This window comes from Nocardioides marinquilinus, assembly GCF_039543705.1.
In the GTDB taxonomy this organism is placed as follows: domain Bacteria; phylum Actinomycetota; class Actinomycetes; order Propionibacteriales; family Nocardioidaceae; genus Nocardioides; species Nocardioides marinquilinus.
In genome coordinates this window covers 165,868-188,123 of sequence record NZ_BAABKG010000003.1, presented here as the reverse complement: position 1 = coordinate 188,123, position 22,256 = coordinate 165,868, and the positions used below count along the sequence as shown (strand labels likewise).

Genomic DNA, 22,256 nt, shown 5'->3' with positions numbered 1-22,256 from the left:
GCACCGCCCGGTGTCACGATCTGGAAAGCCTGTCCGGAGTCTGGACGCCGGTTCGTAGGCTCGAGAGTGACCCCCGCCCGACCGCCTGGAGACCCGTTGCCCGACCTGCGTCCCGACGCCACCGACGAGCTCACCGCGCTGCTGCGCGAGCGGGTCGTCGTGCTCGACGGCGCCATGGGCACCGCCATCCAGCGTGACCGGCCCTCCGAGGCCGGCTACCGCGGCGAGCGGTTCGCCGACTGGCCCTCCGACCTCGCGGGCAACAACGACCTGCTGACCCTCACCCAGCCCGAGATCATCGCCGGCATCCACCGCGAGTACCTCGAGGCCGGCGCCGACGTCATCGAGACCAACACCTTCAACGCCACCGCGATCTCCCTGTCCGACTACGGCATGTCCGAGCTCGCCTACGAGCTCAACCTCGAGGCCGCCCGCCTGGCCCGCCGGGTCGCCGACGAGCACGCGGCGGCCACCGGCACGCCCCGCTACGTCGGCGGCGCCCTCGGCCCGACGACGCGGACGGCGTCCATCAGCCCCGACGTCAACGACCCCGGCGCGCGCAACGTCACCTACGACCAGCTCGTCGCGGCCTACCTCGACTCCGCGCGGGGCCTGGTCGACGGCGGTGCCGACCTGCTCGTCGTCGAGACCATCTTCGACACCCTCAACGCCAAGGCGGCGATCTTCGCCGTCGAGACGCTGTTCGAGGAGCACGGCCGCCGCTGGCCGCTGATCATCTCCGGCACGATCACCGACGCCTCGGGCCGCACGCTGTCGGGCCAGGTCACCGAGGCCTTCTGGAACTCCGTGCGCCACGCGCGCCCGCTCGCGGTCGGTCTCAACTGCGCCCTCGGCGCCAAGGAGATGCGGCCCTACCTGGCCGAGCTGAGCCGGGTCGCCGACACCTTCGTGTCCTGCTACCCCAACGCCGGGCTGCCCAACGCCTTCGGCGAGTACGACGAGGCGCCCGACGAGACCGCCGCGTTCCTGGCCGAGTTCGCCGAGGCCGGCCTGCTCAACTTCGCCGGCGGGTGCTGCGGGACGACGCCCGCGCACGTCGGCCGCATCGCCGAGGCGGTCGCCGGCAGGGCGCCGCGCGAGGTGCCCGAGCCCGCGCCGGCCATGCGCCTGTCGGGCCTCGAGCCGTTCACGATCGACGACGACAGCCTGTTCGTGAACGTCGGCGAGCGCACCAACATCACCGGCTCGGCCCGCTTCCGCAACCTGATCAAGGACGGCGACTACGACACCGCCCTCGCGGTCGCCCTGCAGCAGGTCGAGAACGGCGCGCAGGTCATCGACGTCAACATGGACGAGGGCATGATCGACGGCGTCGCGGCCATGGACCGCTTCACCAAGCTCATCGCCAGCGAGCCCGACATCAGCCGCGTGCCGGTGATGGTCGACTCCTCCAAGTGGGAGGTCATCGAGGCCGGCCTGAAGAACGTGCAGGGCAAGGCCGTCGTCAACTCGATCTCCATGAAGGAGGGCGAGGAGCGGTTCCGTGAGCAGGCGTCGCTGGTCAGGCGGTACGGCGCCGCGGCGGTCGTCATGGCCTTCGACGAGGACGGCCAGGCCGACAACCTCGAGCGCCGCAAGGCGATCTGCGAGCGTGCCTACCGGATCCTGGTCGACGAGGTCGGCTTCCCGGCCGAGGACATCATCTTCGACCCCAACGTCTTCGCCGTGGCCACCGGCATCGAGGAGCACGCCTCCTACGGCCTCGACTTCATCGAGGCCACCCGCTGGATCAAGCAGAACCTGCCCGGCGCCCGGGTCTCCGGCGGCATCAGCAACGTCAGCTTCAGCTTCCGCGGCAACAACCCGGTCCGTGAGGCGATCCACGCCGTCTTCCTCTTCCACGCCATCCGCGCGGGCCTCGACATGGGCATCGTCAACGCCGGCGCCCTCGTGCCCTACGACGCCGTCGAGCCCGAGCTGCGCGAGCGCATCGAGGACGTCGTCCTCAACCGTCGTCCCGACGCCGCCGAGCGGCTGCTCGAGATCGCCGAGGCGCACAACAAGGCGGGCGAGGCCGTCGAGGCCGCGACCGAGGAGTGGCGCGACCTGCCGGTGGGGGAGCGGATCACCCACGCGCTGGTCAAGGGCATCGACGCCCACGTGCAGGAGGACACCGAAGAGCTGCGCCGGCTGATCGCCGAGCGCGGCGGCCGCCCGATCGAGGTGATCGAGGGTCCCCTGATGGACGGCATGAACGTCGTCGGCGACCTCTTCGGCGCCGGCAAGATGTTCCTGCCGCAGGTCGTGAAGTCGGCGCGCGTGATGAAGAAGGCCGTCGCCTACCTCATCCCGTTCATCGAGCAGGAGAAGGCCGACCTCGTCGCGGCCGGGGGCGTGGCCTCCAGCGGCAAGGAGACCAACGGCACGATCGTCATGGCCACGGTCAAGGGCGACGTCCACGACATCGGCAAGAACATCGTCGGCGTGGTGCTGCAGTGCAACAACTACGAGGTCATCGACCTCGGCGTGATGGTGCCGGCGCAGAAGATCCTCGACACCGCGGCCGAGGTGGACGCCGACATCATCGGCCTCTCGGGCCTGATCACGCCCTCGCTCGACGAGATGGTCAACCTCGCCACCGAGATGCAGCGCCAGGGCCTCACCATCCCGCTGCTCATCGGTGGCGCCACCACCTCGCGCGCCCACACCGCCGTCAAGGTCGACCCGCGCTACGAGGGCCCGGTGGTGTGGGTCAAGGACGCCTCCCGCTCGGTGCCGACCGCCGCCGCGCTGCTGCACGAGACCCGGCGCGAGACGCTCCTGGCCGAGGTGAGGACCGACTACGACGCCCTGCGCGCCCGCCACGCCGGCAAGGGCGACCGCAAGCTGGTGAGCTACGAGACGGCCAAGGCCGACGCCACGCCGATCGACTGGTCGACGTACACGCCCCCGGCGCCCCGCCGGCCCGGCGTGCACGTGCTGGAGGCCTACGACCTCGCCGAGCTGCGCGACTACATCGACTGGCAGCCGTTCTTCAACGCCTGGGAGATGAAGGGCAAGTTCCCCGACATCCTCAACAGCCCCACGCACGGCGAGACCGCCCGCAAGCTCTACGACGACGCGCAGGCCATGCTCGACACCGTCATCGCCGAGAAGTGGCTGACCGCCACCGGCGTGTTCGGCTTCCTGCCCGCCGAGGGCAAGGGCGACGACACCCTCGTCTTCACCGACGAGAGCCGCACCGAGGTCCGCGCGACCCTGCACCACCTGCGCCAGCAGGGCGAGCACCGGCAGGGCGTGGCCCACAAGTCGCTGGCCGACTTCGTGGCCCCGCGCGAGAGCGGCCTGGCCGACCACGTCGGCGGGTTCGCGGTCACCGCCGGCATCGGGCTGCCCGAGCGGGTGCAGGCGTTCAAGGACGACCACGACGACTACAACGCGATCCTGCTGGAGTCGCTGGCCGACCGGCTCGCCGAGGCCTTCGCCGAGCGGCTGCACCAGCGGGTGCGCACCGAGCTCTGGGGCCACGTGCCCGACGAGCAGCTGTCCAACGCCGACCTGATCGCCGAGAAGTACGACGGCATCCGGCCCGCCCCGGGCTACCCCGCCTGCCCCGACCACACCGAGAAGCTCACCCTGTGGGACCTCCTCGACGTGGAGGCGGCGACCGGCATCACGCTGACGGAGTCGATGGCCATGTGGCCGGGCGCCTCGGTCTCGGGCTGGTACTTCAGCCACCCGCAGTCGCAGTACTTCGTGGTGGGCCGGCTCGGGCGCGACCAGGTCGCCGACTACGCCGAGCGCAAGGGCTGGACCCTCGCCGAGGCCGAGCGGTGGCTCTCACCCAACCTCGGCTACGAGCCCGATGACTGAGCCGATGACCGAGCCGATGACCGAGCCGATGACCGAGCCGCGCGCACGCCGGCCGGCCGCCGTCCTGTGGGACATGGACGGCACGCTCGTCGACACCGAGCCCTACTGGATGGCGACCGAGCACGCCCTGGCCGCGGAGTTCGGCGGCACCTGGGACGAGGAGCGCGCGCTGCAGCTGGTGGGCAGCGACCTGCTCGACTCCGGGCGCTTCATCCAGCAGCACATGCCGCTGCCCCTGACGCCCGAGGAGATCGTCGAGCGCCTGCTGGACGGCGTCGTGGCCCAGGTCGAGCGGGCGGTGCCCTGGCGGCCGGGCGCGCGTGAGCTGCTGGCCGACCTCGGCGCGGCGGGCGTGCCGTGCGCGCTGGTGACGATGTCCTACGAGCGCTTCGTCGCGCCGGTGCTGGCCGCCCTGCCGGCCGGGTCGTTCCAGGCCGTGGTCACCGGCGACGCCGTCGAGCGGGGCAAGCCCGACCCCGAGGCCTACCTGGTCGCCTGCCGCCGGCTCGGCGTCGAGCCCGCCGACTGCGTGGCCATCGAGGACTCCGAGACCGGCGCCCGCTCGGCCGAGGCGGCGGGGTGCACGGTGCTCGTCGTGCCGCACCACGTCACCCCGGCCCCGGCCCCGGCCCGGGTCTTCCGCGACAGCCTCGCGGCGCTCACCGCCGCCGACCTGGCCTCCCTCGCCGCCGCGGCCGCCTGACCCACCGCAGGTTCTGCCCGGATCCGGCGGCCCGACCGGACGGCGTCCGGCTTCGTTACACGTTTGCTACCAAACGGCCGCACGCAGCCGTAGCCCCGCCCGTCCCCCGGCAGTAGGGTGCCGCGGGTACTGCTGGCCACGGGTGGTCCGGCGGACAGACCGGTCCCCGTCCAGGGACCCCGACCACGAGGTGAACCGTGCGACTGATCAAGCGTCCACTGACCTTGGGGGTGGCCGCGCTGACGGCCGCCACCCTCGTGCTGGCCGGCTGTGCCGACAGCGACCGTGAAGGCGAAGGCGACGGCGGTGGCGACGGCGCGAGCCAGGGCACCGAGGGCAGCGAGGGCGACAGCGGCGCGCCCGCCGGTGGTGACTTCACCTTCGCCGGCTCCGCCGAGCCCACCGCGCTCGACCCGTTCTTCGTCTCCGACGGCGAGAGCTTCCGCGTCTCGCGCCAGATCTTCGAGGGCCTGGTCGGCACGGTGCCCGGCACCGCCGACCCCGCCCCGCTGCTGGCCACCGACTGGGAGGTCAGCGACGACGGCCTCACCTACACCTTCAACCTGCAGACCGGCGTGAAGTTCCACGACGGCAGCGACTTCGACGCCGACGCCGTCTGCTTCAACTTCGACCGCTGGTACAACATGCCGGCCTCGGCCCAGTCGCCCGACCTGACCTACTACTACGGCGCGCTGTTCCGCGGCTTCAAGACCGGCGAGACCTCCGGCGACGCGATCTACGAGTCCTGCGAGGCCGACGGCACCGACTCCGCGGTCATCACGCTGAAGTCCCCGTTCGCGGGCTTCATCTCGGCGCTCTCGCTGCCGGCCTTCAGCATGCAGAGCCCCACCGCCCTGCAGGACACCCAGGACGACGCCGCCGAGAACCCGCGGCAGACGCCCTACTCCACCGGTGAGGGCGGCGGCCCCGTCGGCACCGGCCCGTTCAAGTTCGAGGCCTGGAACCGGGGCGAGAACGTCACCCTGGTCCGCAACGACGACTACTGGGGCGAGGTCGCCCAGCTCGACCGCGTCATCGTGGTCGCCATCGACGACCCGACCGCCCGCGCCGACGCGCTGCGTGCCGGCGACATCGACGGCTACGACCTCGTCGGCCCGGCCGACCTGACCACGCTCGGCGACGAGGGCTTCACCATCGAGAACCGCCCCGCCTTCAACGTGCTCTACCTCGGCATGAACCAGGCGCAGAAGCCGCTCGACGACATCCGCGTCCGCCAGGCCATCGCCCACGCGATCAACCTCGACGAGGTCGTTAGCACCTCGTTGCCCGAGGGCACCGAGAAGGCCATCGAGTTCATCCCGCCGACCGTCGCGGGCTACACCGAGGACGTCACCACCTACGAGTACGACCCCGACAAGGCCCGCGAGCTGCTCTCCGAGGCGGGTGCCGAGGGCGCGACCATCCAGTTCAACTACCCGACCGGTGTCTCGCGGCCCTACATGCCCGACCCGGAGGCGACGTTCAACATCATCAGCACCCAGCTCGAGGCCGTCGGCCTGACCATCGAGCCGGCTGCCGACCAGTGGGACCCCGACTACCTCGAGCGGATCCAGGGAACCACCGACCACGGCATCCACCTGCTCGGCTGGACCGGCGACTACAACGACACCGACAACTTCCTCGGCGTCTTCTTCGGCACCAAGCAGCCCGAGTGGGGCTTCGACAACCCCGAGCTGTTCGACAAGCTGCGCCAGGCCCGGCAGATCCCCACCGTGGAGGAGCAGGTCCCGCTCTACGAGGAGATCAACGGCGACGTCATGGACTTCCTCCCCGGCGTCCCGCTGGCCCACCCGGTGCCGTCCCTCGCCTTCGCGCCCGGCGTCGAGGGCTACGAGCCCAGCCCGGTGCAGGACGAGGTCTGGAACCAGGTCACGGTCTCCGAGTGATCCCTCCGGCTCCCGTCCGGGTGCCGGCCGCACGACCTGCCCGGCTCCGGCCCACCGCCTCGCGGTGGGCCGGGGTCCGGCCCCCGGGAGGGTGCTGAGCCGTGGTCCGCTTCGTGCTGCGCCGCCTGGCGCTGATGGTGCCGGTGCTCCTGGGTCTGTCGATCCTGCTGTTCGTCTGGGTGCGCAACCTGCCCGGTGACGGGCCCGCCCGCTCGCTGCTCGGCAACCGCGCGACCCCCGAGCGCATCGAGGCGATCAACCAGACCTACGGCTTCAACGACCCCATCCTCGAGCAGTACTTCCGCTACGTCGGCTCGCTGCTTCGGGGCGACTTCCTCGACTCCATCCGCACCGGCGAGCCGGTGACGCAGAGCTTCTTCGACCGGCTGCCGGTCACCGTCGAGCTCGGCGCGGCCGCGCTGCTGTTCGCCGTGGTGGTCGGCATCCCGCTCGGCTACCTCGCCGCCCGCAACCAGGGCCGCCTGCTCGACACCCTCGTCGTCTCGGGCTCGCTGCTCGGCGTGGCGACCCCGGTGTTCTTCCTGGCCCTGCTGCTCAAGCTGGTCTTCGCCAACTGGCTCGGCTGGCTGCCCGCCACCTTCCGCCAGGACCCCCAGATCGACGCCACCGAGGTCACCGGCTTCGCCACGCTCGACGGCCTCCTCACGCGCGAGTTCGACGCCACCTGGGACGCCGTCCTGCACCTGATCCTGCCCGCCGTCGCGCTGGGCACCATCCCGCTCGCGATCATCGTGCGCATCACCCGCGCCTCGGTGGCCGAGGTGATGCAGGAGGACTACGTGCGCACGGCCGAGAGCAAGGGCCTCCCGCGGCTGCTGGTCTCGCGACGCCACGTGCTGCGCAACGCGATGCTGCCGGTCGCCACGACGATCGGCCTGCAGACCGGACTGCTGTTCTCGGGGGCGGTGCTCACCGAGACGGTGTTCGGCTTCGAGGGCGTCGGCAAGTACCTGTTCACCTCGATCAGCCAACGCGACTACCCGGTGCTGCAGGGCTACATCATCTTCATCGCGATCATCTACTCGCTGATCAACCTGCTCGTCGACGTGCTCTACGGCGTCATCGACCCGAGAGTGCGGGTGAGCTGATGAGCATCCCCATGACCCCGGCCGGCCCCTCGAGCGGCACGCCGGCGCTCGAGCCGGTCGCCGGACCGGACGCCGAGCGCGGCGTCAGCCTGTGGCGTGGCGCCTTCCAGCGCATGCGCCGCAACCCGTCGGCCATCATCGGCACCCTGATCATGCTGCTGTTCGTGCTGGTGGCGGTCTTCGCGCCGCTGCTGACCAGTTTCGAGCCCGGCACCGGCGAGTTCTTCCGCGAGGTGACGCCGTCCAAGGTGCCGGGACCGAGCGAGCAGCACTGGCTCGGCCTCGACTCCGGCGGCTCCGACATGTGGACCCAGCTGGTCTACGGCGCGCGGCAGTCGCTCATCTACGGCGTGGCCTCGACGGTCGTCGGGCTGCTGGCCGGCTCGCTGCTCGGCGTGCTCGCGGGCGGCTTCGGCTCGGTCGGCGGGCGGGTCGGCCGCTGGGTCGACACCGTCATCATGCGCATCGTCGACATCCTGCTCTCGATCCCGAGCCTGCTGCTCGCGGTCAGCATCGCCGCCGTGATCACCCAGGACTCCCTGGCGATCATCATCGCCATCGGTGCCGCGCAGGTGCCGATCTTCGCCCGGCTGCTGCGCAGCTCGATGCTGGCCCAGGGCGGCGCCGACTACGTGCTGGCCGGCAACGCGCTCGGCTTCCGCAAGCGGCGCATCGTGATGAGCCACATCCTGCCCAACTCGGTCGGCCCGACCATCGTCCAGGCCACGCTGAACCTGGCCACGGCGATCATCGAGGTCGCGGCGCTGTCCTACCTCGGCCTCGGCGCCGACAACCCGCGCGTCGCCGAGTGGGGCCGCATGCTGGTCAACGCGCAGGAGCGCTTCTCCGCCGACCCGCGGCTGGCGATCCTGCCCGGCGTCTGCATCGTGATCAGTGCGCTGGGGTTCACGCTGTTCGGCGAGGCCCTGCGCGAGGCCCTCGACCCCCGGTCGCGGAGGTGACCCGATGACGTCGTCCGGCAGCGACATCCTACAGAAGGGCTCGCGGCAGCCTGCGCGCCCCGACCCGAACGAGCCCCTGCTCGCCGTGCGCGACCTCTCGGTCGCCTTCGGCCTGCGCGGACGCCGCCGGGTCACCGCCGTCGACTCGGTCAGCTTCGACATCCGGCCGGGCGAGCACGTCGGGCTGGTCGGCGAGTCGGGCAGCGGCAAGTCGGTCACCTCGCTGGCCGTCATGGGGCTGCTGCCCAAGCGCGGCGTGCACGTGGCGGGCAGCGTCCGCTTCGAGGGCCGCGAGCTGCTCGGCATGGGCCGCAAGGACCTGGCCGCGATGCGCGGACGCGACATCGCGATGGTCTTCCAGGACCCGATGACCTCGCTCAACCCGGTGGTCCGCGTCGGCGTCCAGCTCACCGAGGTCATCCGCCAGCACCGCGACGTGACGCGCGGCGAGGCCCGCGGGCGCGCCGAGGCGCTGCTCGAGAAGGTCGGCATCCCCGACCCCGGCCGCCGGCTCTCGGAGTACCCCCACCAGCTCTCTGGGGGCATGCGGCAGCGTGTGCTCATCGCGATCGCGCTGGCCTGCGAGCCGCGGTTGCTGATCGCCGACGAGCCCACCACGGCCCTCGACGTCACCATCCAGGCGCAGGTGCTCGAGGTGCTCAAGGACCTCGTGGCCGACACCCAGGCCGCGCTGCTGATGATCACCCACGACCTCGGGGTCGTGGCCGGCCTGTGCGACCGGGTCAACGTCATGTACTCCGGCCGCATCGTCGAGGCCAGCGGCCGCGACGTGCTGTTCGGCGGGCCGCGCCACCCCTACACCGGCGGCCTGCTCGGCAGCATCCCGCGGCTCGACGCGCCGCGCGGCGAGCCGCTGGTCGCCATCCCCGGCTCGCCCACCAGCACGCTGCCCTGGACCCAGGGGTGCGCGTTCGCGCCGCGCTGCCACAACGCGCAGGACGACTGCCGCACCGACCCGCCCGACCTGGTCGCCGACGGCCCGCGCCAGCTGCGCTGCCACCACCCGCTCGACGACCGCACCGCCCAGGCGCGGGCGACGGCCGAGCCGACCGCGGCGACGTCCGGCCCGCGCGAGCCGGCCGGACCCACCGACACGGCGTCCTTCGAGCGGCCCGCCGCACCCGAGACCCCCGACGAGGAGGGGTCGCGATGACCGACCTCGACAAGGCCGAGCAGCCCGACGCCGCCGGCCCCCGCGACGACGTCCTGCTGCGGGTCGAGGGACTCAAGGTGCACTTCCCGATCCGCAGCGGGCTGCTGCTCGGCCGTCAGGTCGGCGCGGTCAGGGCCGTCGACGGCGTCGACCTCGAGATCCCGGCCGGCCGCACGCTCGGCCTGGTGGGGGAGTCGGGCTGCGGCAAGTCGACGCTCGGCAAGGCGATCCTGAAGCTGGTGCCGGTCACCGAGGGGCGCGTGGAGTACGACGGCACCGACGTCGCCTCGCTGCGCGGCGAGCCGCTGCGACGCATGCGGCGTCACCTGCAGATGGTCTTCCAGGACCCCATGGCCTCGCTCAACCCGCGGCAGAGCGTCGAGACGATCCTCACCGAGCCGCTGCGCGCGCACGGCATCTCCTACGACAAGCGCACCCGGGTGCGCGAGCTGCTCGACGCGGTCGGGCTGCCGGCGTCCGCCTCGGCGAAGTACCCGCACGAGTTCTCCGGCGGCCAGCGCCAGCGCATCGGCATCGCCCGCGCCATCGCGCTCGAGCCGCGGCTGGTGATCGCCGACGAGCCGGTCTCGGCCCTCGACGTCTCGATCCAGGCGCAGGTGCTCAACCTGCTCGAGGAGCTGCAGGAGCGGCTCGGGCTGACCTACCTGGTGATCGCCCACGACCTCGCGGTCGTGCGGCACGTGTCCGACGAGGTGGCGGTGATGTACCTCGGCGGCGTGGTCGAGCAGGCCTCGGCCGACGACCTCTACGCGACGCCGCGCCACCCCTACACGAAGGCGCTGATGTCGGCGGTGCCCGTGCCCGACCCGAAGGTCGAGGAGAACCGGCGTCGCATCGTGCTCGCCGGCGACCTGCCGTCGCCGGCGAACCCGCCGTCCGGCTGCCGCTTCCACACCCGGTGCCCGTTCCGGCAGCCCACGCGGTGCGACGACGAGCGGCCGCAGCTGCGCGTCGTCGAGACCGGGCCGGGCGGTGCGCACAAGGTGGCGTGCCACTGGGCCGAGGAGATCCAGGCCGGCACCGTGACGCCGCACGAGGTCACCGCCCAGGACGTCGCCGACGCCGAGGCCGAGGCGACGGTCTAGCCGGGAGGCCTCGGCAGCGGCGGCGGCGTGCCGCCCCACGCCGGGCAGAGGGCCTGGTGGGCGCACCAGCCGCAGAGCCGGCTGCGCTGCGGCCGCCAGTCGCCGGACTGCTCGGCGTAGCGGATGGCGCGCCACACCGCCTCGACCTTGCGCTCGGTGGCCAGCAGGTCGAGCTCGTCGGGCTCGTAGGTGACCAGCTGACGGTCGCCGAGGTAGACCAGCTGCAGCAGCCGTGGGACGACGCCGCGGGTGCGCCAGAGGGCGAGGGCGTAGAACTTCAGCTGGAACAGCGCCTTGGCCTCGAACCCGACGCCCGGGCTCCTGCCCGACTTGTAGTCCGTGATCCTGACGGCGCCGTCGGGGGCGACGTCGACGCGGTCGACGAAGCCGCGCAGCAGCAGCCTGGACTCGAGCAGCGCCTCGACGTAGAGCTCGCGGTCGGCGGGCTCGAGACGGCGGGGGTCCTCGAGGGTGAAGTAGCCCGCGAGCGCCTCGCGGCAGGTGGCGAGCCATGCCTCGCGCTCGGCGTCGTCGGCGAAGAGCGCCTCGGCGTCGGGCTCGGCCTCGACCAGCTCGACCCACGCCGGCTCGAGCATCGCCGTCGCCTGCTCGGGGGTGCGCTCGGACGCCGGCAGGTCGAAGATCTGCTCGAGGACGCGGTGCACGAGCGTGCCGCGCGTGGCGTCGGGCGACGGCGGCTCGGGCAGCCGGTCGATGCTGCGGAAGCGGTAGAGCAGCGGGCACGCCAGGAAGTCGGCCGCCCGGCTCGGCGACAGCGCCGCCAGGACGTCGACCCCGTCGACCGGCCTGCCCCGCCGCTGCGCCGGCGACTCGGCCTCGACGACGTCCGGCTGGCTCATGCCGCTCACCCTAGGTGCGCCCCCCGACAACGCTGTCGACCTAGGGTGGCGGGGTGAGGGTGGGGCGGCTGATGGGGGCCGAGGTGCGGCTGTCGCCGTCGTGCCTGCTCATCATCGGGCTGCTCGCGGTGGCCATCGCGCCGCGGGCCGAGGCGGTCGCGCCCGGGTCGGGCGGGGCGGCGTACGCGCTGGGGGCGCTGGTCGGCGTCGCCGTCTACGTCGCCGTCCTGCTGCACGAGGCGGCCCACCTCGTCGTCGCCCGACGCTACGGCCAGCGCGTCATCTCGATCACCCTCGGCGCCCTCGGTGGGCGCACCGCCATCAAGGGCGAGGCCCACACGCCGCGCGAGGAGGCGCTCACCGCGGCCGCCGGCCCGGCGGTCTCGCTGCTGCTCGGCCTGGTCTTCCTCGGCCTGCACGCCACGGTCGACGACGGCGGCTCGATCGCCCTGGCCTTCGAGACCCTCGTGCTCGTCAACCTCGTCGTCGGCCTGGTCGACCTCGTGCCGGCCCCGCCCCTCGACGGCGGCCGGGTGGTCAGGGCGATCGCGTGGGCCCTCCTCGACTCCCGCCGACGCGGCGCCATCGCCGCGGCGTGGGTGGGCCGGGGCCTCGCGGTGCTGGTGCTGCTGGCGCCGCTCGTGCGCGAGCCCGTGCTCGGCACCCGCCCGGGCACGGTCGACTTCGTCGTGTGCGCCGCCGTGGCCGCGCTGGTCTGGCTCGCCTCGTCCGCGCAGCTGGGCACCGCCCGGATGCTGCTCGAGATGGGCGAGGTCGCCCTCAGCGACTTCCTGCGTCCGCTGCTCACCGTCGACCCCGACGTCCCGCTCGCCGAGGCCCTGCGTCGCCAGGGGGCCGACGGCGCGGGCGGGGTCGCGACGCTCGGGTCCGACGGCACCCTGCGCCTGGTCGACGAGGCCGCGGTCGAGCAGGTGCCGACCGACCGTCGTCCGTGGGTGCCGACCTCGTCGGTGGCCACCGGCACCGAGAACCTGGTGCTGCCGCTCGCCGCCACCGGTGACGACCTGATGACCGCGATCTTCATGCGGCCGGCCGCCAGCTACCTGCTCGCCCGTCCCGACGGCGTCGTCGCCGGCGTCGTCCGCATCGACGACATCGACCCCCCCGAGGCCTGAGCCGCCGAAGCCCGGCTGCGGCCGACCTCCCGGTACGGTGCCGCGGTGCCCGACCCGACCGAGCCCGCGACCGACCCGGACGTCCCGACCGAGGCGTGGTCGGGCGTCCACCGCGGCCCGCTGCGCGCGGGGGAGTGGGTGCGCCTGGTCGACGCCAAGGGACGCCGCCACAACTTCGCCCTCGAGCCCGGCAAGCGGTTCTTCAGCAACCGCGGCCACCTCGAGCACGACGAGATGATCGGCCGCGAGGAGGGCTTCACCGTCACGGCCTCCAGCGGCGGCGAGTACCTCGTCTTCCGGCCGCTGCTCTCGGAGTTCGTGGTCTCGATGCCCCGCGGCGCCGCCGTCGTCTACCCCAAGGACGCCGCCCAGATCGTCGCGCAGTGCGACGTCTTCCCCGGCGCCGACGTCGTCGAGGCCGGCGTCGGCTCGGGCGCCCTGACCTGCTCGCTGCTGCGCGCCGTCGGGCCGCACGGCTCGGTGCGCTCCTTCGAGCGCCGCGAGGAGTTCGCCGACGTCGCCCGTCGCAACGTCGAGCAGTTCTTCGGCGGCGAGCACCCGGCCTGGACCCTCAGCCTCGGCGACCTCGCGGAGGCGCTGCCGGCGTCCGGCCTGCGCTGCGACCGGCTGATCCTCGACATGCTCGCGCCCTGGGAGTGCCTCGACGCCGCCGCCGACGCGCTGCGCCCCGGCGGCATCGTGTGCGCCTACGTCGCCACCACCACCCAGCTCTCTCGCTTCACCGAGACGGTGCGCGTGCACGGCGGCTTCACCGAGCCGCACGCCTGGGAGTCGCTGGTGCGCGACTGGCACGTCGAGGGCCTCGCCGTCCGCCCCGGTCACTCGATGATCGGCCACACCGCCTTCCTCGTCACCGCCCGCCGCATGGCCCCGGGCGAGCGCGCACCGCGCACCAAGCGGCGTCCCGCGCCCGGCGCCTACGGTCCCGACTACACCGGCCCCCGCCCCGAGGGCGTCGTCGTGGACGGCGGGGACACCGGCTCGTGAGGCCGTTCCTGCTGCTCTCGATCCGGGCCGAGCAGGCGGCCGCCGACGACGAGCTCGCCGCGTTCTCCCGCTTCCTCGGGGTCGGCCACGACGGTCACGACGACCCCCACGGACCTGCCGGTCCTGACGGCTCGGGTGGCCTGGTGCGGCTGCGCCTCGGCGTGGACGACGTCGAGGTCGGCCCGGGCTGGCTCGACCGGTGGTCGGGGGTCGTCCTGGGCGGCGGCGCCTTCACCGTCTCCGACGACGAGGCCACCAAGTCGCGCGCCCAGCTGCGGGCCGAGCGCGACCTCGGGCCGGTGCTCGACGCCGTCGTCGAGGCCGACTTCCCCTTCCTCGGGGCCTGCTACGGCATCGGCACCCTCGGGCGGCACCAGGGCGGGCTGGTCGACCGCAGCCACCCCGAGCCGGTCGGCCCGCTCGCCGTCACCCTCACCGACGCCGGCCTCGCCGACCCGTTGTTCGAGGGCGTGCCCCGCGACTTCGCGGCCTACGGCGGGCACAAGGAGGCGATGACCCGGCTGCCGGGGCACGCGGTCCGGCTGGCCACCTCCGCCGCCTGCCCGGTGCAGGCCTTCCGGGTCGGCCGCAACGTCTACGCCACGCAGTTCCACCCCGAGCTCGACCTCGTCGGCCTCCACACCCGCATCGACACCTACGCCACCTTCGGCTACTTCGACCCCGCCGAGGCCGCCACCCTGCGCGACGCCGGCTCCGCCGTCGACGTCCGGCACCCGATGACGTTGCTGCGCAACTTCGCCGCCCTGCACCGTCGCTGACGCCGCAGCGGCCCGCCGGCCGACCCGTTCACCCGGGCGTGACGAAATGGTGACCGACACCGTGCGGTCACCGCCTTCCGTCGGCGGCGCACGCGGGTAGGGTCGAAACAGGATCAGGGAGGTGCTCCATGGTGAACCCCAATGACGAGTCGAGCGGTGCTCGAGCGGGTCGCGGACGCGACGCCGACGAGCTCGCCTCGCAGGTGCGGTTCCTCGAGGCCGAGGTCGCCGACCTGCGGCGCCGGCTCTCCGACGCCCCCGGCGGGTCGCGCGGCCTCGAGCTGCGGCTGACCGACGCCCAGCGCTCGCTGGCCGCCGTCACCTCGCAGAACGAGCGGCTGGCGCAGACGCTGCGCGAGGCCCGCGACCAGATCACCAAGCTCAAGGACGAGGTCGACCGGCTGGCCCAGCCGCCCGCCGGCTTCGGCACGTTCCTGGCCCGCCACGACGACGACTCGGTCGACGTCTTCACCGGCGGCCGCAAGCTGCGGGTCAACGTGAGCCCCGCCGTCGAGCTCGACGGGCTCCGCCGTGGCCAGGAGGTCATGCTCAACGAGGCCCTCAACGTCGTCGCCGCGCTCGAGTTCGAGCAGGTCGGCGAGGTCGTGATGTTCAAGGAGCTGCTCGCCGACGGCGACCGCGCCCTCGTCATCGCCAACGCCGACGAGGAGCGCGTCGTCCGCCTCGCCGAGCCGCTGCGCGAGACCACGCTGCGCGCCGGCGACTCGCTGCTGCTCGACTCGCGCGCCGGCTACGTCTACGAGCGGGTGCCGAAGTCCGAGGTGGAGGAGCTCGTGCTCGAGGAGGTGCCCGACATCGCCTACGAGTCGATCGGTGGCCTCGGCGGGCAGATCGAGCAGATCCAGGACGCCGTCGAGCTGCCCTACCTCTACCCCGAGCTGTTCAAGGAGCACCAGCTCAAGCCGCCCAAGGGCGTGCTGCTCTACGGCCCCCCGGGCTGCGGCAAGACGCTGATCGCGAAGGCCGTCGCCAACAGCCTGGCCAAGAAGGTCGCGGCCAAGACCGGCGCCGAGGGCAAGTCCTACTTCCTCAACATCAAGGGCCCCGAGCTGCTCAACAAGTACGTCGGCGAGACCGAGCGGCACATCCGCCTGGTCTTCCAGCGGGCGCGTGAGAAGGCCTCGCAGGGCACGCCGGTCATCGTGTTCTTCGACGAGATGGACTCGCTGTTCCGCACCCGCGGCAGCGGCGTGAGCTCGGACGTCGAGAACACGATCGTCCCGCAGCTGCTCAGCGAGATCGACGGCGTCGAGACGCTCGAGAACGTGCTGGTCATCGGCGCCTCGAACCGCGAGGACATGATCGACCCCGCCATCCTCCGGCCGGGCCGCCTCGACGTGAAGATCAAGATCGAGCGACCGGACGCCGAGTCGGCGCGCGACATCTTCAGCAAGTACCTGCTGCCCTCGCTGCCGCTGCACGCCGACGACCTCGCCGAGTTCGGCGGGTCGGCCGAGGCCACCGTGGCCGGGATGATCCAGGCGACCGTCGAGCGGATGTACACCGAGACCGAGGAGAACCGCTTCCTCGAGGTGACCTACGCCAACGGCGACAAGGAGGTCCTGTACTTCAAGGACTTCAACTCCGGCGCGATGATCCAGAACATCGTCGACCGCGCCAAGAAGATGGCGATCAAGGACCTGCTCGACCACGACCAGCGGGGCCTGCGGGTCTCGCACATGATGCAGGCGTGCGTCGACGAGTTCAAGGAGAACGAGGACCTCCCGAACACCACCAACCCCGACGACTGGGCCCGCATCTCCGGCAAGAAGGGCGAGCGGATCGTCTTCATCCGCACGCTCATCACCGGCAAGCAGGGCACCGAGCCGGGCCGGTCGATCGACACCGTCTCCAACACCGGCCAGTACCTCTAGGCCATCACGAGCCCTGAGCCCGTCGACGGGCCCTCACCGGTCTTACCGATAGGCCCTTCGCCGACCACGGACCCTGAGCCTGTCGAAGGGCACTCAGCCCCGCACCGACCGGCCCCGGTACCCGTAGGTCCACGGCGACCGGGCGCGCGTCAGGTAGCCCGCCGTCACCTCCGACGGCGGCAGCCCGGTCGCGGCCAGCAGGGCCGGGACGTCGCGGGTCAGGTGGCACCCGCCCGCCACCCGGCGCTGGAGCGGGTCGAGCCGGCGCTGCCACCGGGCCGTGCGGGGCTCCGGCGCGAGGCCGTGCTCGAGGAAGCGGAACGACCCGCCCGGCCGCAGCACGCGGCGCACCTCGGCCAGCGCGAGCGCGGGGTCGGGGATCGTGCACAGCGTGAACGTGCACAGCACGTGGTCGTAGGAGGCGTCGTCCGCCTCGAGCCGCTGGCCGTCGAGCCCGACACGCTCGACGGTGACGCGAGCGGCCTCGCGCTCGCGGCGGCGCTCCGAGAGCGCCCAGCCCCGGTCGGCCGGCTCCACCGCGTCGACGCGCGTGACGGCGTCCGGCAGGAACCGCAGGTTGAGCCCGCCGCCGAAGCCCAGCTCGAGGACGACGCCGTCGAGCCCCGCGCACACCTCGGCCCGCAGGCCGCCGATCTCGTGGCCGCGCAGCGAGCGGTCGGCGAGGCCCGGCACCACGCGCTCGCGCCACCAGCCCATGCCCGGCACCGTACGGCGTCGGGCTAGGTTCACGGCGTGTCCCGCCGTCACTTCCTGGTCCGCCGCACGCTCGCCCGTGGGCTGCTGAGGCTCACCCGCTGGCGCACCGAGGGCGAGGTGCCGCAGCGCGGCATCCTGGTCGGCGCGCCGCACACGTCGAACTGGGACTGGGTCATCACGATGCTGCTCACGTGGCGCAGCTCGGTGCAGATCCGGCTGCTGGTCAAGGAGTCGTTCTTCCGCGGGCCGCTGGCGCCGATCATGCGGGCCACCGGCGCCGTCGCCCTCGACCGCGCCAACCCCGGCGCCACCGTGCGCGCGCTGCTCGACGACGCCGGCCGCGACGAGACCTTCCTGCTCGGCATCGCCGCCGAGGGCACCCGCTCGCGCGGGGAGTACTGGAAGTCGGGGTTCTACCGGATCTCGCGACAGACCGGCATCCCGGTGACGCTCGCCTACCTCGACGCGCCGAGCCGCACCGTCGGCTGGGGCCCGACCTTCGACCTCACCGGCGACGTGGGTGCCGACATGGACCGCATCCGCGCCTTCTACGCCGACAAGCGGGGCATCAGGGCCGACCAGGCCACCGTGCCGCGGCTGCGCGAGGAGGGGCCGGCGCCCACCGGGACCGACGGCACCGACGGTGCCGCCACGTAGGCTCGGGGCATGAGCGTCCGTCGGGTCATGGGCACCGAGGTCGAGTACGGCATCTCGGTCGTCGGGCAGCCGCTGGCCAACCCGATGGTCGCCTCCTCGCAGGTGGTCAACGCCTACGCCTCGGCCACCGTGCGCGCCCGCCGGGCCCGGTGGGACTTCGAGGAGGAGTCGCCGCTGCGCGACGCCCGCGGCTTCGACATGTCGCGCGGCACGGCCGACCCCAGCCAGCTCACCGACGAGGACATGGGGCTCGCGAACGTCATCCTCACCAACGGCGCGCGGCTCTACGTCGACCACGCGCACCCGGAGTACTCCACGCCCGAGGTCACCACCCCGCTCGACATCGTGCGGTGGGACAAGGCCGGCGAGCAGGTCATGCTGGACGCCGCCCGCCGGGCCGCGCAGGCCCCGGGCGCGCCGGCGCCGATCGTGCTCTACAAGAACAACACCGACAACAAGGGCGCCTCCTACGGCGCCCATGAGAACTACCTGATGCGCCGCTCCACCCCGTTCGGCGACATCGTGCGGCACCTGACGCCGTTCTTCGTCAGCCGGCAGGTCTTCGCCGGCGCCGGCCGCGTCGGCAAGGGCCAGGACGGCCGCGAGCACGGCTTCCAGGTCAGCCAGCGCGCCGACTTCTTCGAGGTGGAGGTCGGCCTCGAGACCACGCTGAAGCGGCCGATCATCAACACCCGCGACGAGCCGCACGCCGACCCCGAGAAGTACCGCCGGCTGCACGTGATCATCGGCGACGCCAACCTCGCCGAGGTCTCCACCTACCTCAAGGTCGGCACCACCTCGCTGGTGCTGGCGATGATCGAGGACCGGTTCATCGCCGCCGACCTGTCGGTCGAGAGCCCGGTCGCGGCGCTGCGCGCGGTCTCGCACGACCCGACCCTGCGCCACACCGTCACGCTGCACGACGGTCGCACGCTCACCGGCGTCCAGCTGCAGATGGAGTACCTCGACCTCGCGCGCAAGTACGTCGAGGACCGCTACGGCTCCGACGCCGACCCGCAGACGCTCGACGTCCTGGCCCGCTGGGAGTCGGTGCTCGACCGGCTCGAGCGCGACCCGATGCTGTGCGCCGGCGAGCTCGACTGGGTGGCCAAGCTCAAGCTGCTCGAGCAGTACCGCTCGCGCGACGACCTGCAGTGGGACGACGCCAAGCTGCAGCTGATCGACCTGCAGTACTCCGACATCCGGCCCGAGAAGGGGCTGTACCAGAAGCTCGTCGCCGCCGGCCGCATCGAGCGGCTGCTCGAGCCGGGCGAGGTCGACGACGCCATGCACGACCCGCCCACCGACACCCGCGCCTACTTCCGCGGCCGCTGCCTGGAGAAGTACGCCGAGCACGTCGCCGCCGCGTCGTGGGACTCCGTCATCCTCGACCTGCCCGGCCGTGAGTCGCTGCAGCGCGTGCCCACGATCGACCCCCTGCGTGGCAGCCGCGCCCACGTCGGCGACCTCCTCGACCGCTGCGAGACCGCCGAGCAGCTCTTCGCCGCCCTCACCCGCTGAGCGGTCGTCGGAACCGCCCCACGGTGGTCGAGGTGCGAGGCCGGCCACGGCCGAGCCTCGAGACCTCGCAGGGATCCCGCCCACGCCACCTCATGGACCCTGAGCCTGTCGGAGAGCGACTGCCCGCGAGCGCACCGTCCGGGTGTCCGAGGCAGTCAGTAGGCTCGCCGTATGGCCCAGGAGCAGAAGCAGCCGCGCAGGTCGCAGGAGACCGAGGAGGCGACCGAGGTCGCCCCCGAGACCGACGTCAGCGAGCGCAAGGAGGCGCTCGACAGCGACGTCGACGACATCCTCGACGAGATCGACGAGGTGCTCGAGTCCAACGCGGAGGACTTCGTGAAGTCGTTCATCCAGAAGGGCGGCCAGTGACCGACCCGCGCCTGCCGGCCGCGTTCCTGCGGCCCGGCACCTCCTCCTTCGCCGACTTCCTGGCCGACCAGGCGCCCGACCTGCTGCCCGGACGCCGCGCGCTCCCGACCGGCGACCACAGCGACCTCGTGCCGCACGGCACGACGATCGTCGCCGCCACGTTCGCCGGCGGCGTCGTCCTGGCCGGTGACCGCCGGGCCACGATGGGCCACATGATCGCCCAGCGCGACGTCGAGAAGGTCTTCCCGGTCGACGAGTTCACCGCCGTGGGCATGGCCGGCACCGCCGGGTTCATCTTCGAGCTGACCCGGCTGTTCCAGACCGAGCTCGAGCACTACGAGAAGATCGAGGGCACCACGCTCTCGGTCGAGGGCAAGGCCAACCGTCTCTCGACCCTGGTGCGCGGCAACCTCGCGATGGCGATGCAGGGCCTGGCCGTCGTCCCGATGATGGCCGGCTACGACCTGCGGGAGGGCCGGGGCCGGGTCTTCAGCTACGACGTCGTCGGCGGCCGCAGCGAGGAGCGCGGCTTCCACGCCGTCGGCTCCGGCGCGATCTTCGCCCGTGGGTCGCTGAAGAAGCTGTTCCGCGAGGACTACGCCGAGGCCGACTGCGTGATGTCGGTCGTGCAGGCGCTCTACGACGCCGCCGACGAGGACTCCGCCACCGGCGGCCCCGACGTCGCCCGGCGCATCTACCCGATCGTCCACGTCATCACCGCGGAGGGCGGACGCCGGCTCGACGAGGCCGAGGTGGCCGCGGTCGTCGACCGCATGCTCGCCGCGCGGATGTCCGCGCCCGGGGGACCGGTCGCCGAGCTGCCGGAGGTGAGCGCATGAGCATGCCGTTCTACGTCTCGCCCGAGCAGCTGATGAAGGACCGGGCCGACTTCGCGCGCAAGGGCATCGCCCGGGGCCGCTCGGTGGTCGCGGTGCAGTACGCCGACGGCATCCTGTTCGCCTCCGAGAACCCCTCGCAGGCGCTGCACAAGGTCTCCGAGATCTACGACCGCATCGCCTTCGCCGCGGTCGGGCGCTACAACGAGTTCGAGAACCTGCGCATCGCCGGCGTGCGGCTGGCCGACATGCGGGGCTACTCCTACGACCGTCGCGACGTCACCGGCCGCGGCCTGGCCAACGCCTACGCGCAGACCCTCGGCACCATCTTCTCCAGCGGGGGCGAGAAGCCCTACGAGGTCGAGCTGTTCGTCGGCGAGGTCGGCGAGACCGCTGCCGACGACCAGCTGTTCCGGCTCACCTACGACGGCCAGGTCGCCGACGAGCACGGCTTCGCCGTGATGGGCGGCCAGGTCGAGGTGGTCGCCGGGGCGCTCGCCTCGGCCGACGTCGCCGGTGCGCCGCTCGACCAGGCGCTCGCGGCCGCCGTCCGGGCGCTCGGCCACACCGAGGGGGGCGACCGGGTGATCCCGACCGCCGACCTCGAGGTCGCCGTCCTCGACCGCACCCGGCCGCGGCCGCGCAAGTTCGTGCGGCTCTCCCCGGCACGGCTCGACACGCTGCTCGGCGAGCGCGGGTCCGCCCAGTCGGCCCCCGCCGAGGGGTCGGTCGAGGAGTCGGTCGAGCCCGGTCGGGCCAGCACCGCGCCCGCGGTCGACGACCCCGCCGACCCCACCGACCAGGTCAGCGGCGGCGTCCCCCCGCTCGAGGACCCCACCACCGGCGAGCCGCCGATCGCACCGCCCCCGTGACCGGAGGCGTGGGCGAGAGCGGCCTGCGCGACTGGTCGCGCGACGGCGACGACGAGGTCCTGCACGACGGGTTCCAGCGGGTGCTGCGCCGTCCGCTCCGGCTGCCCGACGGACGCCGCGCCGTCTGGGAGCTCATGGACAACCCGCCCACCGTCTCGGTGCTCGCGCTGACCGACGACGACCACGTCGTGATGGTGCGCCAGTTCCGGCCCGGCCCCGACCGCGCCGTCCTCTCGCTGCCCGGTGGGCTGGTCGACGACGGCGAGGACGCCGTGGCCGCCGGCGTGCGCGAGCTGCGGGAGGAGACCGGCTACGCCGCGGGCGACGCACGGCTGGTCGCGACCGTCTCGCCGCCGGCCCACACCCGGCCCCGCCACACCGTGCTCGCCACCGGCTGCCGCCCGGTGGGCGACCAGAGCCTCGACGAGCTCGAGGACATCGAGGTCGTCCTGCTGCCCGTCGCCGAGCTGCGCCGGCTGCTGCCCACCGGCACCCTCGGCACCACCGAGCAGTCCTACCTCGCCCTCGACGCCGCCGGCCTGCTCTAGCCCACCCGGTCGCTCCGCAGCCGGCGTACGCGTCGACCCGTCAGACATGTCCGACGGGTCAGCGTCGAGATCGCGGTGACCCGTCAGACATGTCTGACGGGTCAGCGGAGGAGGGGGAGCAGGGCGAGCAGCAGGACGGCGAGGGCGACGGTGAGTCCGACGAGGGCGCCGACCAGTCGGTAGGAGCGCAGGCGGGGGTCCTGGCCGGTCTCGGCGCGGGCGCGGTCGCCGAGCCACTTCTCGTCCTTGGTGGTCACCAGCGG

At 72.8% G+C, this 22,256-nt stretch carries 20 protein-coding genes; 17 read left to right on the top strand and 3 right to left on the bottom strand.

Features of this window, described 5'->3' with window-relative positions; translation table 11 throughout:
• The first annotated feature begins 66 nt into the window (after window positions 1-66).
• The 7 genes from metH to ABEA04_RS11900 all read left to right on the top strand — a co-directional run bounded on the left by metH (window position 67) and on the right by ABEA04_RS11900 (window position 10,795).
• On the top strand, window positions 67-3,834 hold the full coding sequence (metH, locus tag ABEA04_RS11930) for a methionine synthase (RefSeq protein ID WP_425577021.1): 3,768 nt from the start codon (window positions 67-69) through the stop codon (window positions 3,832-3,834).
• The gene (locus tag ABEA04_RS11925; protein WP_345458611.1) at window positions 3,827-4,537 is read left to right on the top strand and encodes an HAD family hydrolase; all 711 of its coding nucleotides are present in this window, start codon (window positions 3,827-3,829) and stop codon (window positions 4,535-4,537) included. The genes metH and ABEA04_RS11925 overlap by 8 nt, the downstream gene beginning before the upstream one ends.
• 197 nt (window positions 4,538-4,734) lie before the next feature.
• On the top strand, window positions 4,735-6,444 hold the full coding sequence (locus ABEA04_RS11920) for an ABC transporter substrate-binding protein (RefSeq protein ID WP_345458609.1): 1,710 nt from the start codon (window positions 4,735-4,737) through the stop codon (window positions 6,442-6,444).
• Window positions 6,445-6,545: 101 nt separating this feature from the next.
• Window positions 6,546-7,553 (top strand): ABC transporter permease, encoded by a 1,008-nt coding sequence (locus tag ABEA04_RS11915; RefSeq protein ID WP_345458607.1) that lies wholly within the window; start codon window positions 6,546-6,548, stop codon window positions 7,551-7,553.
• Window positions 7,553-8,515 carry an ABC transporter permease gene (locus ABEA04_RS11910; protein WP_345458605.1) on the top strand — a complete coding sequence of 321 codons (963 nt, stop codon included), beginning with the start codon at window positions 7,553-7,555 and terminating at the stop codon, window positions 8,513-8,515. Before ABEA04_RS11915 ends, ABEA04_RS11910 begins: the two co-directional genes overlap by 1 nt.
• A 4-nt stretch (window positions 8,516-8,519) precedes the next feature.
• Entirely contained in the window at window positions 8,520-9,689 is a 1,170-nt protein-coding gene (locus ABEA04_RS11905; RefSeq protein ID WP_345458603.1) for an ABC transporter ATP-binding protein, read from the top strand.
• On the top strand, window positions 9,686-10,795 hold the full coding sequence (locus ABEA04_RS11900) for an ABC transporter ATP-binding protein (RefSeq protein WP_345458601.1): 1,110 nt from the start codon (window positions 9,686-9,688) through the stop codon (window positions 10,793-10,795). The genes ABEA04_RS11905 and ABEA04_RS11900 overlap by 4 nt, the downstream gene beginning before the upstream one ends.
• Here ABEA04_RS11900 and ABEA04_RS11895 read toward each other — a convergent pair.
• Entirely contained in the window at window positions 10,792-11,655 is an 864-nt protein-coding gene (locus ABEA04_RS11895; protein WP_345458599.1) for a RecB family exonuclease, read from the bottom strand. The two genes, ABEA04_RS11900 and ABEA04_RS11895, sit on opposite strands and share 4 nt — an antisense overlap.
• Window positions 11,656-11,708: 53 nt before the next feature.
• Here ABEA04_RS11895 and ABEA04_RS11890 point away from each other — a divergent pair, with 53 nt between their 5' ends.
• From ABEA04_RS11890 to arc, 4 genes are all read left to right on the top strand, one after another.
• The gene (locus ABEA04_RS11890) at window positions 11,709-12,791 is read left to right on the top strand and encodes a M50 family metallopeptidase (RefSeq protein ID WP_345458597.1); all 1,083 of its coding nucleotides are present in this window, start codon (window positions 11,709-11,711) and stop codon (window positions 12,789-12,791) included.
• Window positions 12,792-12,836: 45 nt separating this feature from the next.
• Entirely contained in the window at window positions 12,837-13,799 is a 963-nt protein-coding gene (locus tag ABEA04_RS11885) for a tRNA (adenine-N1)-methyltransferase (RefSeq protein WP_345458595.1), read from the top strand.
• Complete coding sequence (locus ABEA04_RS11880) at window positions 13,796-14,578, top strand: glutamine amidotransferase (RefSeq protein ID WP_345458593.1); 783 nt, start codon at window positions 13,796-13,798, stop codon at window positions 14,576-14,578. Before ABEA04_RS11885 ends, ABEA04_RS11880 begins: the two co-directional genes overlap by 4 nt.
• 131 nt (window positions 14,579-14,709) lie before the next feature.
• The gene (gene arc / locus ABEA04_RS11875) at window positions 14,710-16,473 is read left to right on the top strand and encodes a proteasome ATPase (RefSeq protein WP_345458591.1); all 1,764 of its coding nucleotides are present in this window, start codon (window positions 14,710-14,712) and stop codon (window positions 16,471-16,473) included.
• Window positions 16,474-16,566: 93 nt separating this feature from the next.
• Here the strand turns inward: arc and ABEA04_RS11870 are convergent, their stop codons facing one another.
• Entirely contained in the window at window positions 16,567-17,190 is a 624-nt protein-coding gene (locus ABEA04_RS11870; RefSeq protein ID WP_345458589.1) for a class I SAM-dependent methyltransferase, read from the bottom strand.
• Between the two features lie 36 nt (window positions 17,191-17,226).
• On the opposite strand from ABEA04_RS11870, the gene ABEA04_RS11865 reads away from it, so the two are divergent.
• From ABEA04_RS11865 to ABEA04_RS11840, 6 genes are all read left to right on the top strand, one after another.
• Window positions 17,227-17,847: a lysophospholipid acyltransferase family protein gene (locus ABEA04_RS11865; RefSeq protein WP_345458587.1), complete on the top strand. Its 621-nt coding sequence runs from the start codon at window positions 17,227-17,229 to the stop codon at window positions 17,845-17,847.
• 9 nt (window positions 17,848-17,856) lie between these two features.
• On the top strand, window positions 17,857-19,368 hold the full coding sequence (gene dop, locus ABEA04_RS11860) for a depupylase/deamidase Dop (RefSeq protein WP_345458585.1): 1,512 nt from the start codon (window positions 17,857-17,859) through the stop codon (window positions 19,366-19,368).
• A 171-nt stretch (window positions 19,369-19,539) separates the two neighbouring features.
• Window positions 19,540-19,737, top strand: coding sequence for a ubiquitin-like protein Pup (locus ABEA04_RS11855; RefSeq protein WP_345458583.1), 198 nt, complete (start codon window positions 19,540-19,542; stop codon window positions 19,735-19,737).
• Window positions 19,734-20,576 (top strand): proteasome subunit beta, encoded by an 843-nt coding sequence (gene prcB / locus ABEA04_RS11850; protein ID WP_345458581.1) that lies wholly within the window; start codon window positions 19,734-19,736, stop codon window positions 20,574-20,576. Before ABEA04_RS11855 ends, prcB begins: the two co-directional genes overlap by 4 nt.
• Window positions 20,573-21,445, top strand: coding sequence for a proteasome subunit alpha (prcA, locus tag ABEA04_RS11845; RefSeq protein ID WP_345458579.1), 873 nt, complete (start codon window positions 20,573-20,575; stop codon window positions 21,443-21,445). The genes prcB and prcA overlap by 4 nt, the downstream gene beginning before the upstream one ends.
• Window positions 21,442-21,993, top strand: a complete 552-nt coding sequence (locus ABEA04_RS11840; RefSeq protein WP_345458577.1) for an NUDIX hydrolase — start codon at window positions 21,442-21,444, stop codon at window positions 21,991-21,993. The genes prcA and ABEA04_RS11840 overlap by 4 nt, the downstream gene beginning before the upstream one ends.
• A 101-nt stretch (window positions 21,994-22,094) precedes the next feature.
• On the opposite strand, the gene ABEA04_RS11835 is transcribed toward ABEA04_RS11840, so the two are convergent.
• On the bottom strand, window positions 22,095-22,250 hold the full coding sequence (locus ABEA04_RS11835) for a hypothetical protein (protein WP_345458575.1): 156 nt from the start codon (window positions 22,248-22,250) through the stop codon (window positions 22,095-22,097).
• Window positions 22,251-22,256: the final 6 nt, after the last annotated feature.